Genomic DNA, 17,485 nt, shown 5'->3' with positions numbered 1-17,485 from the left:
GCCGCTTTTTTTAGTTCTTCTGAAAATCCTTTTTGTGATTCAAAGGACTTATGATCTTCACATTTTGGTAGGTTATTGCACCTTTTACGACACTGGCGATCGTGCTGCGTAAAGCTTCTATGATCTGCATTTTTAATTCACTACGGTTATAGATCAAACTCACTTCCCGGGCAGGAACGGGATCGTTGAACATCTTTAAGTTCTTTTTTTCAGATTCCTTGAGTTCTAAGGTGTGCAGGTAGGGAAGTAGCGTCATCCCGAGACCTTCATTGGCCAGTTTAATAAGTGTTTCGAAACTACCGCTTTCCAGTTGTAACTGGTCACCATCATATTCCCGGTTTGCCTTGCAAAGATTGATGATACCATCCTTGAAACAATGACCATCTTCTAGTAGTAGGATCTTATTGATATCAAGGCTATCTATATCGATCTTCTCATTGGTATGCATGTCCATTTCCTTCGGAATATAGGGAACAAAGGGCTCGTAATAAAGCACATTCTCCTTGATTCCGTCAATTTGAAGCGGAGTAGCTGCGATGGCCGCATCCAGGTGTCCTTCCTTTAGTTTTTCGAGGATCGCTTCCGTATGCAGCTCTTCTATCTTCAACTTTACCTTCGGAAACTTCTTCATAAAATTACCTATGAACATAGGTAACAACGTTGGCATGATGGTAGGAATCACTCCTAATCTGAATATTCCACCAATAAATCCTTTTTGCTGATCTACGATATCCTTGATCCTATCGCTTTCGTTAACAATGTTACGAGCCTGTTGAACGATCTTCTGCCCAACTTCTGTCAGCTGGATCGGCTTTTTGGTACGGTCAAATATAGTAATGTCCAGTTCTTCTTCCAGCTTTTGAATTTGCATACTCAGCGTTGGCTGGGTTACGAAAACTTTTTGAGCGGCTTTGGTAAAATTCTTATGTTCAGCAACAGCTAAAACATAATGCAACTGGGTAATAGTCATATGAATAGATTTGAACTACAAAGGTATAAGAATTTCCTATTCCATATAGTCTTTAACTTTGTTTTATCTATACAAAAAACCCACCAATCGGCGGGTTTTGATACATTTCTCTAAGACCTCAAAACCTCAGACTTATTTCTTTTGTGGAATCATCAAGCTTGAATTTAGTATCACTCCACATTGGCGGTCCCATAAATTTGCTCTCTCCGCTCGTAGCATAACTTTCCTTCGGCATGCCATTAGTTTCAAAATCCATTCTACCATTGCTATTTTCGTCATGCATTACAACCAGAGCATAATCTCCTTCTGGCAGATCTTCAAATTTTACCGTTGCTTTACCGTCTATAATATCAGATTTTTGAGAAAATGTAGGTTCTCTCATAAAGTTTTCCTCCTTGTAAAGTGCGAATAGCACTTCGCCGTTGTCGTTAGTGACATTAGGGATTGTAACTTCAAGTTCGTGAGTGGTTGCAGTCTGAGCATTCAATAGACTTCCAATAAATAATGCGAGTAATAATAATACAGTTTTCATAAGGATTGGTTTTAATTACATTTCAAATGTAGATCATAACCTCCTTGTTTATAAGTAATTATATCTGAACTGTCGAATTTTGAGGCTGAATTGTTTATATGAGTCCGCGAGCTTTTACTTCTAGGTATTTGTTGATCGTATTAATACTTAGACCCTTTGGAGGAGTAAGTATGGTCTGGATGCCAAATTTTTCCAGCTCTTTGACCATTATGATCTTGTCATGTTGAAAAGACTCAGCAATCGTCTGGTGCGCCATCGTAGAAATATCCTTTTCTGCGGATTGTTCGGTAAGTCCGGTAATTTCAGTGTTTTCGAAGAATATGACTACCAGTAAATGCTTTTTACTGATCGCTTTTAAATAAGGTAGCTGCCTTTGCAGCGCACTCATATGTTCGAAATTAGTATATAACATAATAAGGCTACGATGGGTAATACTTTTTTGAACTCGCGCGTAAAGCATGCTAAAATCACTGTCTAGGTAGCCTGTGTCTACACGATATAAAGACTCCATGATCTGTTGCAGCTGGCTAAGTCTTGAGCTGGCTTTCAGAATACCATGAACTTTATTACTAAAACTCAGCAAGCCAACCTTGTCTTTTTTGCGCAGTGCAATATTCGAAAATGCCAGAGAACTATTAATCGCATAATCCAGTAAGGATAGGCCCTCAAAAGGCATCTTCATGACCCTTCCGGTATCAATGATACTATAAACCGGTTGGGAACGCTCATCCTGGAATTGATTAACCATCAAGGCATTTTGTTTTGCTGTCGCCTTCCAGTTGATGGTTCGTACATCATCGCCACGAACATATTCTTTGATCTGTTCGAATTCCATCGTATGTCCAATCCGCCTAATACGTTTCATTCCCTGCAAATTGATCTTTTGATCCAAGGCGAGAAAATCCAGTTTTTTCATCTGTACGAAAGATGGATAGACTTTTACAGATTGCTTTTTTCCAGTAACATACCTTCTTCTTACAAGCCCAAGCTTGCTGGAAATATAAATATTCAGGTTACCGAAGATGTATTCTCCACGTTCGAGCGGAATTAATTGATATTCTAATTTTTCTTCGGAACGGGAGCCGAGCTTTTTACTTTTTAAAAAATCTCTTTTCTGAAATTGTAGAGGTACTTCATCGATCACTTCAGCTGTAACTGGAAACCTGTAGTTATTCCGAAGTTTAAGAATTACTTGATTAGGATCTGAATTGGAAAATTTCTCTGGCAGTATGCGTTCTGCTAACACTGCTTTTCCAGAATATAACGCGATTATATCCAGCAAAGTTGCTATTGCCAGTATCATGCTGATGATCCAGGTAATGCTGTAGAGCCAGTCCACCCAGAACGAGATCAGGAATAAGACCGCGATCCCTATCAGGCAATAGAAGAACAGTTCTTTAAAATATAGACTTTTCAGAAACTTCAGCACTATCGGGGAATTTCTACAGATTGAGTGATCATATCCACGACGTCATCCGCTTTCATTCCTTCCATTTCTCTATCTGGAGAAAGTATAAGCCTGTGACTTAATACAGGTTTCAGTACATTCTTAATATCTTCCGGAATTACAAAGTCTCTACCATGGATGGCAGCGTATGCTTTAGAAGCATTCATGATCGCTATGGAAGCTCTAGGACTTGCGCCAAGATATAGATGAGAATGATTTCTCGTTTTCATAACAAGTTCTGCGATATAATTCATCAATTTATCCTCTAGTACGATCTCATGGATCTGGGAGCGTAATTTAGCGATCTCATTTGGATCGAGAACCGGTGAAATTTCAGCTTCCGGCAAATTGCCTTTTCTAAGATGGTGACCTTTTAAAATTTCGATCTCTTCTTCCAGTTTTGGGTAATCTACCTTGATCTTGAATAAAAATCTATCCAGTTGCGCTTCCGGTAGGGCATAGGTTCCTTCCTGTTCTATGGGGTTCTGCGTGGCCAGCACCATAAAAGGTGGTTGCATAGGATAAAGGTTCCCATCAATCGTAACCTGCCTTTCTTCCATCACTTCGAATAAAGCTGACTGTGTTTTTGCCGGAGCTCTGTTGATTTCATCGATAAGCACTACATTCGAAAAAATAGGACCTTTCTTAAATTCAAATTCCGAAGTTTTTGCATTGAAGATCGAAGTTCCCAAAACGTCACTGGGCATAAGATCTGGTGTAAATTGAATTCTACTGAAGTCGGTTTTGAGACTTTTAGCAAATAACTTTGCGGTCACCGTCTTGGCCACTCCTGGAACACCTTCTATAAGAACATGTCCGTTTGCAAGTAGGCCTACGATCAAAAGTTCTACGAAATTCTCCTGGCCTACGATCACTTTTCCTAACTGTGATTTTAGCTTATCCACAGAAGATTTCAGGCCTTCCAGTGGAATCCTGTTCTCAAATTTTAATTTGTCCTGTGGTTTATGTTGCTCCTGATTTTCCATCGGTAAATTTGTAATGATTAATATAAGTACTTAGCTCCAGAAACTCTTGTTTTGAGCTGTTCTTATTCTTTTGAAATGATTCTATTTTCTTAAAAAGTTCGTTGGTAGCTTCCAGTGAATTTGAGCTTTTAGCAGCCAGATCCTGTTTAAATTCAGCATCTATTTTTGAAGTTTGCAGCCGATATTCACGTCGGATAAATTCGAGAAATAAAGCGATCTTTTTATTTCCCAGTTCCTGAAATCGATTTTGTTCGAGGTATAAACTCGAGACGATTCCTGTATACTCATAAGACCGGTTCTTTGGTGGATCTATGACCGGAATTGCTCGTTGCTTTCTTTTGCCTTCAAAAATGATATACAGGACGATGCATAAAAGCACGGCATAATAGGCCCATTTCAGGGATCTGTTATTGAGTAAAATATAAAGCGAGGAACTGTAGAAAGATTTTCCAGATTTATAATACGCATCCCAGTAAACTTTACCAGCAGGTAGATACGCCAGAAGATTGCCGGTATATTTATAATTATCCTCCTTCAGCATGAAGTAATTACTAAAAACCTGCGGTGCTGTATGTAGCAAAATCGCTCCTTCTCCAAATTCTGCTCTTATAAAATTGACCTTAGGCAACAGTTTGTCTTTGCGCGTAAATCCTAGTGCTGTATGATTTAAGGTGTCAATTTCAGTAAAAAAAGATTTCGTTACCTGCTTATCGAATACGGCATCATCTTTCTGTTTAATATTCGGATTGTAAAAGTTCAGGTCCTGAGCTTCAGTAAAACCATCTACATCAATTTCAGAACCTGTTTCGATATTTAAAGTATCCTTCAGATTCTGACTATAATTATGTGCTGAAATAAATACAGTATTTCCTTCAGCAATCCAGTTCAGCAAATGATCCAGCTCATCATCATCAAACCCAACACCTTTATTAAAAAAGAAATAAGTGCCTTTGGCCTCTTCAGAATTTAAAAATTCATATGGCGGAATCTTGAGCAATTCCAGACTATCTCCCGAAGTTCGTTTCCAGCTTTCATAAAAAACCTTCGAGCCAAGCGGAATTTCATCGGAATGTGTATAACTTGGATTCCAGTTGATCTCTTCTTTGACAGATGTTTCCAGCCAGGTAAGTACAATGACCACTAGTACGAAAATTGCGATCGCAAACTTGTAGGTCCTATGCATTATTGACCGGTTTTAATTCATTTTCGATCTTGCTAAATCCATTTGCGGCTATTTTATAATCTGCGGATGAAACCTTGAAGTTACCATACCAGATAAACTCATAGAACTTGGTGACCTCTGCAAACAGCTGTTGTAATCGTTTCTCTTGGATCTCCTGTAAATATTCTTTATTAGTCTTCTGAAATTCATACTGAATAAGATCATTTTCATCCAGCAATTTTAAACTCCGCAGGTATTGATAACGCACTGCAAACCTGTAATTTTCTTCTGAAACTGCTTTACTAATGAGACTGCCTAGATCTTCATTTTTTACCAGTTCCTCTTCCTCGCTAAGGATCACTTTACTTTTTCCGGGCTCTGCAAGGATCTTAGCGCCTGGATTAAGTCGGGTGAATAACCAGACGATCAAAGCCAGAACGGCAAAAATAATCACGTACGGGAAGATCCTAATAAAAAATGCCAGGATTCCGTTTGCATCATAACTTCCGAAAAGCCAGTTTATAAATTGATTATACTTGAGGTTCAGCCATTTTTTAAAACGAACCCACCAGCTATCTTCCTCTGTACTCTCAATATAATTATAGGCATCCTGCTTTTTGTACTCTTCAATTTCAGCAGTATCAAATTCAACCGGAAAAAGATCTTCAGACATTTCCACCTGAATATCTCTCTTGGAAATTGAATCCTCTTGAGCGTGTATCTCCTGAGTAAGACTCAGAAGCATTAAAAAATACAGCAGATATAACTTCAAACTATCGGTTGTTTCCCAGGTTTTGAATTGTTTCGTAGGTACCGGTGAAATTTTTCTTTTCGTTTAGATGAAAGTAGACAAAGGCAACCCCAATTACGGTCATACTGTAAATGATATATTGTATTGCGGAAGAGATCGCGTTAATTATTATATATCCAGTTCCAAACATATCCTGAGGTTCTGCTGCAGATGATTCTGAGGCTACTGTAAAAGCGCGAATGAATATATAAATAAGTGCAGGGAGCTGGAAGATAAGTCCGATAACATAGATCACCAGGTATATACAAAGAAGCGTGGCGAAGGTCATCCACCAATTGTCTTTAACCAGCTGAAAACTTTCAGAAATACTATCGGTTACTCCATTTCTACGGAAGACCAGGATCGCAGTAACCAGTGATAAAGGAACAAACACATAAATCCCCGGGATCACAAAGAACATGAACGCGGCGAATGTTATAATACCAGTAAGTATAGACAACAGCAGGATCTTTCCGAAGTCCTGTTTCAAACCATTTTTGACCTCCTCATCTTTTATGTGTCCGTCGTTATTTATATACGACAGGATCATATGATTCATAGTCCCGGTCATAGAGGTGAAATATGCTAGGTAGGCGATCATAAGCAGTGCTAGCGCAATGATCACGTTGGAAGCATCCAGGTTTCCATTAGTAAATAAACTACTCCCAAGCGTAGTGTAGGTGTAAAAAGTAATTGCGGCAACCAGTAGAATGAATGAGGGCCCAACGAGTTTAAAGAATAATCGCAGCCCGGTTTTATAATTCTCTCTAATAAATTTGAAAGTCACACTCAGGATCTCCCCAAGTTCTCGCTGTTGTTTAAAAACAATGTGATCGTTATGCATTTTTGGTTTTGTTAGATAATAGGATTGGGTATATAACGTAATAGAATAAGATTAGTAGTAATGATAGGCTAATTATCAAGATTGCAAGCCAGTCTGGCATTTGAGTGATCCTTGTCACAAATCCTTCGAGGAATCCGGCTATAATAAAAAACGGAACTGTACTAATTACAATTTTGAGTCCGTCCTTAATTCCCATGGTAAAAGATTTCAGCCGGCTGTAAGTTCCCGGGAAAAGGATACTTTTTCCAACCACCAGGCCTGCGCAGCCAGCTACAATAATAACCGAAATTTCTATGGTTCCATGGATCCAGATCGTTCTGGCAGATTCCCAGAGCAAACCCTGTTCATAAAAGAAATATTGAAAACTACCGAGCATAACTCCGTTTTGCATCATCACAAAAACAGTCCCGATCCCGGCGAGCACTCCTAATGAAAATGCTGTTAAGGCTACGCGAATATTGTTGATGGTGATACCCAGGAACATATTTGTTTCTGAAGCCTGTTTATATACAGCCATCGGGTCTTTGTTCGCAATATTTTCAAGCGTCATGTTCACATAAGCATCGCCTAGAATAGATCTTAAAAACGAACCATCTGTAGCCGCACTATAAGCTCCAACCAGGCTAAAACCTGCAAATATTAGAAAACTCCATAACAGTTGCTTTTGGTGCTTATGAAATTCCTTCGGGAATTCTTTAGTAAAAAACGTGATGAACCTGCTTTTAGATTCTTTTTTTGTCTTGTAGATATTCTGGTGGGCAGTAGTTGCTAGTCCGTTTAAGTACTGTACAGTATTGGAACCCGGATAAAAGGTAGAAGCATAACTTAGGTCGTCGCTAAGCTCCACGTAAAGATTGGACAGTTGATCTGGATCCAGCGATTTATATTTCTGAAGCAGACTTTCATACTTGACCCATTTATCTTTATTTTGCCTTACAAAAGCTGCCTCGCGCATTCTTAGATTTAATTGAACCAAAGTAACATATTTAATGGATAATTTTCAAATCGAAACTGCCCAAAATATCAATATTCAGCACAATATTGCGGGAGTGGGTGAGAGGATCCTTGCTTTTTTTATAGATCTCGCCATTATCGTGATCTATATGATCCTTTCTGGTCTAATCATCGCAGGAGCGACCAATGGTGCAGGAGACCAATGGATGTATTATACTGTTCTTGGGCTACCTACTATGTTATACTATTTGTTATGGGAAACTTTCTGGAACGGGCAGACGCCAGGAAAGGCAATTCTTGATATCCGCGTGGTACGTAAGGATGGTAGTCGTCCTACATTTTCTAATTATCTAACCCGTTGGTTACTTCGATTAATAGATATTTCGGCAAGTAGCGGTGCTGTTGCGGTTGTAACTATATTATTTACTGGTAAGGGGCAGCGACTGGGAGATCTCGCGGCGGGTACAACGGTTATTACTGAAAAAAAGAAATTTGGAATTGAGCATACACTGGGTGCCAGTTTTTCTGAAGATTATACACCTAAATATCCTCAGGTTACCGTGCTTTCAGATAAAGATGTGCAGGAGATTAAGAATTTGTACCAGAATGCTAAAGCTGAAGGACATCACCATATCATCCTGAACCTAAGTGAAAAGGTTGCTGAATTGCTGGATGTAAGATTTGAAGAAAGACCTATGGAATTTTTGGATAGAGTGGTAACCGACTATAATTACTACACTAGCCAATAGTTATTCCAGAACTTCAATATCCATTTCTATATTATTAATAGGCCATTCAGATTCTCCGGTTTCAACCTGGGAAATCTTTTCAGCTACATCCATTCCACTTATTACACGACCAAAAACCGTATGATCATTGTCTAGATGCGGAGTTCCATTTTTATTCATAACGATAAAAAATTCAAATGGGGAAGAGGCTTTACTAACGTTCTGCTCGGCATATTTTGCAGCTGAAAAGGCTCCGTAGCTATGTTGATGTCCTGCTTCGTACTCGCTCGGGATCAAATAACTTCCCACGTCACCTCGATTATCTGCAGTGATCTGGTTGTCTGCATTGCCACCCTGTATCACGAAACCCGGTGCAACCCTATGGAAAAATGTATTATCAAAATAGTCATTTTTTGCAAGCATAATAAAGTTTGCCCGGTGCAGCGGAGTATCCCGGTATAACTGAACATCGATATTCCCGAAATTTGTTTTGATTCTTATCCTGGTTTCAGGATGCTCATTACCATATTTGCGTAAAGTAGGCATCAATTCTTCTTGTGCGATGGGATACATGTCATTCTTCTCGAATTCAGTTTTAATATTTGCGCGTTGAATCTCTGCTTTTCGAACCTTCAAAATACTATCTCTGGCCTGCTGTGTAGAGTCTTTCTTTCTTTGAAGTTCAAGCTCTGCTGCAGTAGGTTTAGCCGACTTTTCTGAGGAACTTTGCTTATCTTCACAACTTGCGAAAAAGAGAACTGAAAAAATTGTTAGTAAAAGAGACTTTCTAAACATGGAATTCAAAGATTTTAAAAACAGGATTTCAAAGTTAAAAAAAATGCCGTTGCCGGGAGAGGAGGCACACCGAAAACTGGCTCCAATGATGCGAATTAAGGAATTGGAGGAGCTGGATATGGAGCAGCTAAAACCTCAGGAAGCTGGAGTAATGGCATTATTCTATCCAGACATGCAGCAAAAAACACGAATGGTATTAATCCTTAGAAAAACCTATAAAGGAGTGCACTCCAATCAGGTAGGATTTCCAGGTGGTCGGGTAGAACCTGAAGATAGAGATATGGAACATACCGCTTTAAGAGAAACTGAAGAAGAAGTGGGAATTCCACAAGATTCAGTAGAAGTCATCGCAAAATTGTCCAGGTTATATATTCCGCCGTCCAATTTCTGGGTTTATCCATTTATAGGCCTGCTGGATCATACTCCAGAACTTATTCCGCAGGAATCTGAAGTAGAAGAAATTATGGAGGTACTTCTGAGTGAATTTCTGGATGATAATAATCTAAGAAACGAAACGCTGAGTACTTCTTATGCCACTGAAATTGAAGTGCCAGCTTATAAACTGAACAATAAAGTTGTGTGGGGAGCTACTGGAATGATGCTCGCTGAAGTTCGGGAAATGCTGCTTAGAATTTAATTTGAGAGATATTACTATATTTGCCCGGTTTTGTTAAGGAAATCTAAAAATTTCAATAGATAAAATAAGTAGCATGGGGTTGTTTAAGAAAAATCCGTTTGGACATTATCAGTTCTTAAAGAAGTGGCTTATTCGCATATTCGGTGTTTTAACTCACAGGCGCTATCGTGGATATAATGAATTACAGATAGAAGGCTCTGAGATCATTAAGAACCTGCCAGATACCAATGTGCTTTTTGTTTCCAACCATCAAACATATTTCGCTGATGTTACCGCTATGTTCCATGTTTTCAACGCTAGTTTAAGCGGGCGGGTAGATAGCATTAAGAATGTAGGGTATATCTGGCAGCCTAAAATGAATATATATTATGTTGCTGCAAAGGAAACCATGCGGGCGGGACTTCTCGCTAGAATTATGGCTTATGCCGGAGCGATAACTGTGGAACGAACATGGAGAGCAAAAGGGCAGGAGGTCAAAAGAGATGTCAATCCCAACGATACTCAAAACATTGGTAAGGCACTTGATGATGGATGGGTGATCACGTTTCCGCAGGGAACTACGAAACCTTTTAAACCTATCCGAAAGGGAACGGCTCATATCATTAAAAATCACAAACCTATCGTGATTCCAATTGTGATCGATGGCTTCCGAAGATCATTTGATAAAAAAGGTCTCAGAATCAAAAAGCGTGGTATACTTCAAACCTTCCAGATCAAGAAACCTCTTGAATTTGATTACGAGAATGATAGTATTGAAGATATTGTAAAGAAACTGGAATATGCTATTGAGCAACATCCTTCATTTCTGAAAGTAATTCCTTCTGAAGAAATACAGGCGATGGAAGACCTGAACGAACAAAGACGTTTCGGATATTGATAAAAAAAGCCGGAATCACTTCCGGCCTTCACTTTTACATTTCTAACTTTTTTAATTCCTTATAATTTCGGTGCAATCTTCGCAGCAGGATTCCATATACCATCGTATAGATCAACCAGATAACACCCAAGATTACCGCCAGAGCAAGTAATGTTCCTCCTATAAATAATAGCCATTGCTTCCAGTCAAACGACATATCAGAAGTTACTGTCTCCGCAGTTAAAACATGGTTTCTCAATATAAAAATCAAAGAAAATATAAAGACAAAGCCACTTGATATCAGTATAAATCCTATGTAATATTTTACTGTTTTTCTAACTTTTAAAATGGTTTTCATCAATACTGCAGCGTTATCTGTAGCATTGATAGCTTTGTAGTTTTTATAAAACTTGTAAATGAAATAGAAGGTGACAAGGTATGAGACCACATAAGTGATGATAAGAAATAGTGTAAGATTATATTCTTCCATTTTTGCCCAGTATTCATCATCAGCGATGAAAATATTTAATACTGCTCCTAGTCCAAACTCGATAATACTTATAAAAAATATCCACTTCACGATAGAAGAAGAGCGCTTCCAGATAAGTTTATATAGTTCGTCGTAAGAAAGCTGGGGAATAGATTTCTCCTGCTTCTTCCAATCCTTTTTTAATAGATCTAAATTATCCATACGGCGCTATTAAGGATTTATAATGTTTTGTAATTTCGTTTTCACTCTATTCATTTTTACACGTGCATTAACTTCTGTGATCCCAAGAGTTTCAGAGATCTCGGCATAATTTTTATCTTCAAGATAAAGAAAGACCAGTGCCTTGTCGATATCGTTCAATTGTTTGATCGCATCATACATTAGTTTCAAATGTTGTTCTGCAGTATCATCATAAGCTTCCGTTTTTATTTTAAAGTGAACACTATCATAATCCTGGGTTCGTATACTTTTCTTCTTTTTTCGGTAAAGCGTGATGGCCGTATTCAAAGCGACCCTGTACATCCAGGTACTAAACTTTGAATCTCCCCGGAACTTTGGGTAAGCTTTCCATAACTGTATCGTAATTTCCTGAAAAAGATCATTATGTGATTCCTGATCATTGGTATAGATACGGCAGATTTTGTGTGCAATGTTCTGGTTTTGCTCCAGGTTTGTTACAAACTGATGTTCTAGGTCTTTGTTCACGAATCTTCTTGGTTAGCACTAATAGGTAGATAAAAAGCCTGTAGCGTTACAAAAATCTTTAATTTATAGTTAATCCATCTTACTTTGCTTTTAAGAATCTTAAATTTGAATAAAACCAACCGAAAATGATTATTCCAAAGTCTGATTTACCAAGAGTTGTAGTAGTTGGTGGTGGCTTCGCCGGGCTGGCACTGGCAAGAAATTTAATGAAGCAGGATGTGCAAATGGTCTTGCTGGATCGCCATAATTACCACACTTTTCAGCCATTACTATACCAGGTTTCCACTTCGGGACTGGAACCAGATTCGATCGCATATCCATTGAGAAAAATTACTCGTTCCAGTGATCGCTGTTTTTTCAGACTTACGGAGGTAAAATCAATTTCTGCGGAAAAAAATACCGTTCATACCAGTATTGGTGATATTATCTACGATTATCTGGTCATCGCGACGGGTTCAAAAACAAATTTCTTCGGAAATGATAGTATTGAAGAACATGGAATGTGGATGAAAACTGTTCCGCAAGCCCTGAATATCCGTAGTCTTATTCTTGAAAATCTGGAGCAGGCTACCATCACAGATGATCCTGAAAAACGTAAATCATTACTGAATTTTGTGCTTGCCGGAGCAGGACCTACAGGTGTAGAGCTTAGCGGTGCGATTGCAGAACTTCGAAATCATATAGTACCTAAAGATTATCCTGATCTGGATCCTAACGAAATGAACATTCATCTTCTGGAAGGAATGGGACGGGTATTACCTCCTATGAGTGAACATGCTTCTGAAAAGGCTCAGGCAATGCTGGAAGAACTCGGTGTGAAAGTACACTTGAATACGATGGTCGAAAACTACGATGGTCACCTGGTGAAAACTAATACTGAACTGGCTCTAAAAACCGAAACTTTTATCTGGTCTGCTGGAGTTACCGGAGCACCCGTAGAAGGATTGAATGCTTCGGCCATGGTCGAAAAAGCGAACCGTTACGAGGTAAATGCCTTTAACCAGATAAACGGTTATGAGAATATATTCGCTATTGGTGATATTGCATTAATGGCTACCGAGGACTTCCCTAGAGGCCATCCTATGGTGGCTCAGCCTGCGATACAGCAAGGGAAACATCTAGCTAAAAATATAAAAAGATTGATCAAAGGTGAGCCTCTGGAAGCTTTCGATTATTTTGATAAAGGAACCATGGCTACTGTAGGTCGAAACAGGGCAGTAGTAGACCTGCATAAATGGAAGTTTTCAGGCTTCTTTGCCTGGTTCGTATGGATGTTCGTGCACCTGTGGTTTTTGGTAGGCTTCCGTAACCGTGCTGTTACTTTCTTTAACTGGTTATACAATTACGTGAATTTTGACAAGGCTGCGCGATTGATCATAAGACCTTTTAAAGGTCATGAAGAACGAATGTCTATGGATAAGGACAAAGCATAAAAAAGGCCGTCATATGACGGCCTTTATAATTTATCTTCTTTCTTTAATTTCTTTATTATAATCTGAAGCCAATGAAGTTTTTTGATTATCGGTTAGTACTTTACCTGCTAATTGAAATACTTCCTGCTCTTCTTCATCAAGATGATGGATCAATTGATGTTCGAGATCTTTGGCGATCTTCAACCAGTTAGAAGCGTCCATTTCGGTATCTTCCAGTTGTTTCACCAGTTCATCCATTTCGTGATGCTCAGCAACACTATGTCTTGCCTTTTCCTGGGTCATATCTTTTTCCATTAGCGGAATATAGAAATGGCGCTCTTCAGCATCCTCATGAATTTTTAATTCATGTTTTAGATCCTCAAAGATCTTTTTTCTTTCTTCAGTTTTTCCTTCGGTTTTTATAAGCTTGTCGATCAGGTCACGCTGGATTTCGTGCTCCTGTCTTAATGCTTCAAAAATTGTCATGCGTTTGAATTTTATGATTTGTTTCTAAGTTATTCATTTTTATGTTAAAGATTTTCTAATTTACAGAATACAATGGATATGCTTCTAACAGTTCAGCCAGCAGAATTGACAGTTCAGTAATAAAACTTTCAGTAAAAGGGAGAAAGAGTACATCTTTGATATAGAATTACACAAATGAAGAACCTATTAAAAATATTAAAGATCAGTGTTATTGTGAGCTTAGTCATAGCTCTACTGGATGCTACTTTTAATGGATTTAGCTTTAGAGCACTTACAGACTGGGAAAACCTGGCCATGTATTTCTTCTATTCATTTGTCCTTACCTCTATAAACGTACTTTACTTCTATTACTTTAATAAAAAGGTAGGCTGGAAAGATGCCGGACTCAAAAGAGCTTTTATAGCTTCTTCCGGTTCGATCATATTGACCTTGCTGGGATATTTTCTATGCAGACTTATTGATAAAACTGTTTTCGGAAAACAGCCATTACCTGAATTCCTGGAGAATGAAAGTCTTAGCTTTTATTTCTTTCCGCTACTATTTACCACGATCGTTACCCTGATTTTTCACCTCATCTATTTTTATAAAGCACTTCAGGAGAAGAGAGTTAAGGAGCAAAAGATCATTGCAGGAACTGCTTCAGCTAAATTTGATGCACTAAAGAATCAATTAGATCCACATTTTCTCTTTAATAGTTTGAATGTTCTTGCTTCCCTAATAGATGAAAATCCTTACCAGGCACAACGTTTTACTACCTCACTTTCGAAAGTCTACCGTTATGTGCTGGAACAGAAAGATAAAGATCTTGTACCACTTTCAGAAGAACTGAAATTTGCAAAGACCTATATGAAATTACTCGAAATGCGTTTTGAAGACAGTATCTTCTTTGAACTGCCAGAGCAATTATCTTCAGAAGAAGCAAAAGTAGTTCCTTTATCATTACAACTATTGCTAGAAAATACCATCAAACATAACGTGGTAAGCGACAGCAGACCTTTGCATATTAAAATCATTGAGGAAAATGGTTACCTGGTTGTACAGAACAACTTTCAGAAAAAAGAAGTTCTGGGTGATCGTAAAGGCGTAGGGCTTCAGAATATCGTGAACCGCTACGATGTGGTGACCGAACGTAAAGTATTAATCGAACAAAATGAGGATCACTTCAAGGTGAAACTCCCAATACTAACTAAACAAATATCAATTATGGAATCGACCACTATTAACGAGCAAAATGCTTATTTCAAAGCAAAACAGAGAGTAAAGGAGATTAAGGAATTTTATGGAAACCTTATATCTTACTGCGTAGTTATCCCTTTTCTAATATTTATAAATTACTATACCTACTGGGGTTTTCAATGGTTCTGGTTTCCGTTATTTGGATGGGGTATTGGATTGACCATTCACGGTTTTTCAGTATTTGGATATGGATCTGAATGGGAAGAGCGTAAAATCAGAGAATTAATGGAAAAGGATCAACAACAAAATAAAAGCTGGAACTAATGGAAATCGATTATAGAAAAGATATGCGTTACAAGCAGGCGCAGAAAAGAATCAAAGATATCAAAGGGTTTTACGTTCACCTTATCGTGTATATATTCGTTAATATAGCCATTTTCGTGGTAAGTACACGCCAGACAGGCTTTGAAGAGGGTCTTACCAGGTGGCAGAACTATTCTACACTGTTCTTTTGGGGGATAGGTTTATTCGCACATTGGGCGAGCGTATTCGGGCCAAATTTCATCTTCAGAAAATCATGGGAAGAGCGCAAGATCAAAGAGATCATGGAAAAGGACAAAAAGCAACTTTGGAAATAAACCAGAACTGTGACGAAAGTAGTAATTATTGAAGACGAAAAACCTGCCGCAAGACGCTTACATAGAATGCTTACTGATCTTGGATTGACCACGGAAGTAATGCTACATTCAGTGAGCGATGCTATTAAATGGTTCCAGCATAATCCAGATCCGGAGCTAATATTTCTGGACATACAGTTGAGCGACGGACTCTCCTTTGAGATCTTTGAACAGGTTTCTCCTAAGAGTGCCATTATCTTCACGACTGCCTACGATGAATATGCTTTGAAAGCCTTCAAATTAAATAGTATCGATTACCTGCTGAAGCCTATAGATGACGAGGAACTGGAAGCCGCGATCACAAAATTTGAAAGCACGAGGAAGAATGAAGGGCTGGACCTGCAGGAAATTAGAAGCATGTTGACTGGTCAGTCATCCCAAAAAACTTATAAATCCCGGTTCACAGCCCAAGTTGGCCAGCATTTAAAATTGGTTGAAGCCAGCGAAATCGCCTGCCTTTATTCTGAAAATAAAGCAACTTATATGCATTGTTATTCCGGAAGAAATTATCCGATTGATATTCCGCTGGAACAACTGGAGGATGAGTTAGACCCTCAAAAATTCTACCGGGTGAATCGAAAATGTATCCTGAACATTAAGGCAATCAAAGATATACTAACCTATTCCAATTCAAGACTGGAAGTGAAGATCGAAAACTTTACTGAATTCCAGATCATTGTAAGCCGTGAGCGGGTAAAAGACTTTAAATCATGGCTAAACAATTGATGTTAAAATGTTAAAGTTGATTATTTTAAAACCGCAAGGAAGAAGCTTCCGTATATCTTGATATATAAACTCGGTTTGTTTGAATAATTTTTGGTCGAATTATGTCGATTTGAGTTTTTGATTTTTTTGGTTGGTTAGATGTTAGGAGTGAGGACCCTCGAAAATCCTTCTAACGTTTACAAAGTAAGCCCCACGCATTTGCGTGGGGCTTATTAATTTATATAATATATATTTTTTGATCTCAGAAAACAAAACCCTGCGTTCTAATGCAGGGTTTTAAATATCTGTAGAAGGTTGTCCTAATTTTTAAGGAGCAGATACTGCACCAAGTACATAAAGTTGTTCCATGGTTGGTGATTCACTACCACCTTCAGGCTCTAGTGTGATACCAAAAGCTTCAGACTGGTTTGCATTGTCAAGCTCGAATATTTTGTTATCGTCCACTGCGTAAGTATCCAGAAGGCCTATACTCGTTGGTGTTAAAGGATCCAGTTTTAGTGACCAGACCTGGTACACTTTACCTCTTGGAGGCTCAGGTAATTCCTTAGCATCAATGTACGCCTTGTTATCTTCCTTGTTCCAGTAAACCGCTGCATATGCTTCAGGAGCTACGTTCTGACCTAGCAGACTTACCCTTGAAACGTTCTTACTTCTAAGAATGGCAAGGAGATCTTCGCTTTTTTCTGCGTTTTCACGAATATCAACAATTTGCTGTTCCATTCTCGCGCTGCGTACTTTTTCAGAATTTAGTTGCTCTCTTAGATCGTTGTTATCTTCGAAAAGGAAGAATAAACCAACTAATAGCAAGATACTGGCTGCCCAGCCAATATAAGATACCCACGGTGTTCTACTTTCAGTTTCCATGGTTACCACTTTACGATTACCTTTTCCAGCTAGCTTGGTTCTTATGCTGGCTAGTAAGGCTTCTGGATTGTAAGGAGCGGTTGCTGCCGAGAGTTTGAGTAATGCAGCTTCGATCTCTTCCACTTCCTTTTCAACCTCGGGATGCTCCTTAAGTATTGCAGATACTTCCCTGCTTTCAGTTTCGGTTAAAGCTCCATAAACATAAAGCTCTAAAATCCCTGATTCTATGTATTCTTTGATATTCATTC

The 17,485-nt window shown here is 38.6% G+C and carries 20 protein-coding genes; 7 read left to right on the top strand and 13 right to left on the bottom strand.

Annotation, left to right across the window (positions count from 1 at the left end; all coding sequences use genetic code 11):
* Positions 1–10: 10 nt before the first annotated feature.
* From T8I65_RS10335 to T8I65_RS10300, 8 genes are all read right to left on the bottom strand, one after another.
* Positions 11–970 (bottom strand): LysR substrate-binding domain-containing protein, encoded by a 960-nt coding sequence (locus tag T8I65_RS10335; RefSeq protein ID WP_322300529.1) that lies wholly within the window; start codon positions 968–970, stop codon positions 11–13.
* A 118-nt stretch (positions 971–1,088) separates the two neighbouring features.
* The gene (locus T8I65_RS10330; protein WP_322300528.1) at positions 1,089–1,502 is read right to left on the bottom strand and encodes a DUF2141 domain-containing protein; all 414 of its coding nucleotides are present in this window, start codon (positions 1,500–1,502) and stop codon (positions 1,089–1,091) included.
* A gap of 94 nt (positions 1,503–1,596) precedes the next feature.
* Positions 1,597–2,931: a DUF58 domain-containing protein gene (locus T8I65_RS10325; protein WP_322300527.1), complete on the bottom strand. Its 1,335-nt coding sequence runs from the start codon at positions 2,929–2,931 to the stop codon at positions 1,597–1,599.
* Complete coding sequence (locus T8I65_RS10320; protein WP_322300526.1) at positions 2,931–3,935, bottom strand: MoxR family ATPase; 1,005 nt, start codon at positions 3,933–3,935, stop codon at positions 2,931–2,933. Before T8I65_RS10320 ends, T8I65_RS10325 begins: the two co-directional genes overlap by 1 nt.
* The gene (locus T8I65_RS10315; protein WP_322300525.1) at positions 3,913–5,118 is read right to left on the bottom strand and encodes a DUF4350 domain-containing protein; all 1,206 of its coding nucleotides are present in this window, start codon (positions 5,116–5,118) and stop codon (positions 3,913–3,915) included. The genes T8I65_RS10320 and T8I65_RS10315 overlap by 23 nt, the downstream gene beginning before the upstream one ends.
* Positions 5,111–5,869, bottom strand: coding sequence for a DUF4129 domain-containing protein (locus tag T8I65_RS10310; RefSeq protein WP_322300524.1), 759 nt, complete (start codon positions 5,867–5,869; stop codon positions 5,111–5,113). The genes T8I65_RS10315 and T8I65_RS10310 overlap by 8 nt, the downstream gene beginning before the upstream one ends.
* Before the next feature lies 1 nt (position 5,870).
* A complete protein-coding gene (locus T8I65_RS10305) occupies positions 5,871–6,731 on the bottom strand; it encodes a hypothetical protein (protein WP_322300523.1) in 861 nt (286 codons plus the stop codon).
* A complete protein-coding gene (locus T8I65_RS10300; RefSeq protein WP_322300522.1) occupies positions 6,724–7,686 on the bottom strand; it encodes a stage II sporulation protein M in 963 nt (320 codons plus the stop codon). Before T8I65_RS10300 ends, T8I65_RS10305 begins: the two co-directional genes overlap by 8 nt.
* Before the next feature lie 34 nt (positions 7,687–7,720).
* Here T8I65_RS10300 and T8I65_RS10295 point away from each other — a divergent pair, with 34 nt between their 5' ends.
* Entirely contained in the window at positions 7,721–8,434 is a 714-nt protein-coding gene (locus T8I65_RS10295) for an RDD family protein (protein ID WP_322300521.1), read from the top strand.
* On the opposite strand, the gene T8I65_RS10290 is transcribed toward T8I65_RS10295, so the two are convergent.
* Positions 8,435–9,208 carry a peptidylprolyl isomerase gene (locus T8I65_RS10290; RefSeq protein WP_322300520.1) on the bottom strand — a complete coding sequence of 258 codons (774 nt, stop codon included), beginning with the start codon at positions 9,206–9,208 and terminating at the stop codon, positions 8,435–8,437. It lies immediately after the preceding gene.
* On the opposite strand from T8I65_RS10290, the gene T8I65_RS10285 reads away from it, so the two are divergent.
* On the top strand, positions 9,207–9,845 hold the full coding sequence (locus T8I65_RS10285; RefSeq protein ID WP_322300519.1) for a CoA pyrophosphatase: 639 nt from the start codon (positions 9,207–9,209) through the stop codon (positions 9,843–9,845). The genes T8I65_RS10290 and T8I65_RS10285 overlap by 2 nt on opposite strands.
* A gap of 73 nt (positions 9,846–9,918) precedes the next feature.
* Entirely contained in the window at positions 9,919–10,722 is an 804-nt protein-coding gene (locus T8I65_RS10280; protein WP_322300518.1) for a lysophospholipid acyltransferase family protein, read from the top strand.
* A 34-nt stretch (positions 10,723–10,756) separates the two neighbouring features.
* Here T8I65_RS10280 and T8I65_RS10275 read toward each other — a convergent pair whose 3' ends face one another.
* Both T8I65_RS10275 and T8I65_RS10270 read right to left on the bottom strand, forming a co-directional pair.
* A complete protein-coding gene (locus T8I65_RS10275) occupies positions 10,757–11,392 on the bottom strand; it encodes a hypothetical protein (protein ID WP_322300517.1) in 636 nt (211 codons plus the stop codon).
* A gap of 9 nt (positions 11,393–11,401) precedes the next feature.
* The gene (locus tag T8I65_RS10270; RefSeq protein WP_141877963.1) at positions 11,402–11,896 is read right to left on the bottom strand and encodes an RNA polymerase sigma factor; all 495 of its coding nucleotides are present in this window, start codon (positions 11,894–11,896) and stop codon (positions 11,402–11,404) included.
* 125 nt (positions 11,897–12,021) lie between these two features.
* Here T8I65_RS10270 and T8I65_RS10265 point away from each other — a divergent pair, with 125 nt between their 5' ends.
* Positions 12,022–13,329, top strand: coding sequence for an NAD(P)/FAD-dependent oxidoreductase (locus T8I65_RS10265; RefSeq protein ID WP_322300516.1), 1,308 nt, complete (start codon positions 12,022–12,024; stop codon positions 13,327–13,329).
* Positions 13,330–13,359: 30 nt separating this feature from the next.
* On the opposite strand, the gene T8I65_RS10260 is transcribed toward T8I65_RS10265, so the two are convergent.
* Positions 13,360–13,794, bottom strand: a complete 435-nt coding sequence (locus T8I65_RS10260) for a hemerythrin domain-containing protein (RefSeq protein ID WP_322300515.1) — start codon at positions 13,792–13,794, stop codon at positions 13,360–13,362.
* A 174-nt stretch (positions 13,795–13,968) separates the two neighbouring features.
* Here T8I65_RS10260 and T8I65_RS10255 point away from each other — a divergent pair, with 174 nt between their 5' ends.
* The 3 genes from T8I65_RS10255 to T8I65_RS10245 all read left to right on the top strand — a co-directional run bounded on the left by T8I65_RS10255 (position 13,969) and on the right by T8I65_RS10245 (position 16,373).
* Positions 13,969–15,294 carry a 2TM domain-containing protein gene (locus tag T8I65_RS10255; RefSeq protein ID WP_322300514.1) on the top strand — a complete coding sequence of 442 codons (1,326 nt, stop codon included), beginning with the start codon at positions 13,969–13,971 and terminating at the stop codon, positions 15,292–15,294.
* Positions 15,294–15,608, top strand: a complete 315-nt coding sequence (locus T8I65_RS10250) for a 2TM domain-containing protein (protein WP_322300513.1) — start codon at positions 15,294–15,296, stop codon at positions 15,606–15,608. Before T8I65_RS10255 ends, T8I65_RS10250 begins: the two co-directional genes overlap by 1 nt.
* A 66-nt stretch (positions 15,609–15,674) precedes the next feature.
* Complete coding sequence (locus T8I65_RS10245) at positions 15,675–16,373, top strand: LytTR family DNA-binding domain-containing protein (RefSeq protein WP_322302797.1); 699 nt, start codon at positions 15,675–15,677, stop codon at positions 16,371–16,373.
* Positions 16,374–16,679: 306 nt separating this feature from the next.
* Here the strand turns inward: T8I65_RS10245 and T8I65_RS10240 are convergent, their stop codons facing one another.
* A complete protein-coding gene (locus tag T8I65_RS10240) occupies positions 16,680–17,483 on the bottom strand; it encodes an anti-sigma factor (protein WP_322300512.1) in 804 nt (267 codons plus the stop codon).
* Positions 17,484–17,485: the final 2 nt, after the last annotated feature.

Origin of the sequence: Christiangramia sp. OXR-203, from assembly GCF_034372165.1 — a bacterium.
Lineage (GTDB): Bacteria > Bacteroidota > Bacteroidia > Flavobacteriales > Flavobacteriaceae > Christiangramia.
Note: the sequence above shows the minus strand (reverse complement) of the source record. Positions and strands in the feature narration are given on the sequence as shown.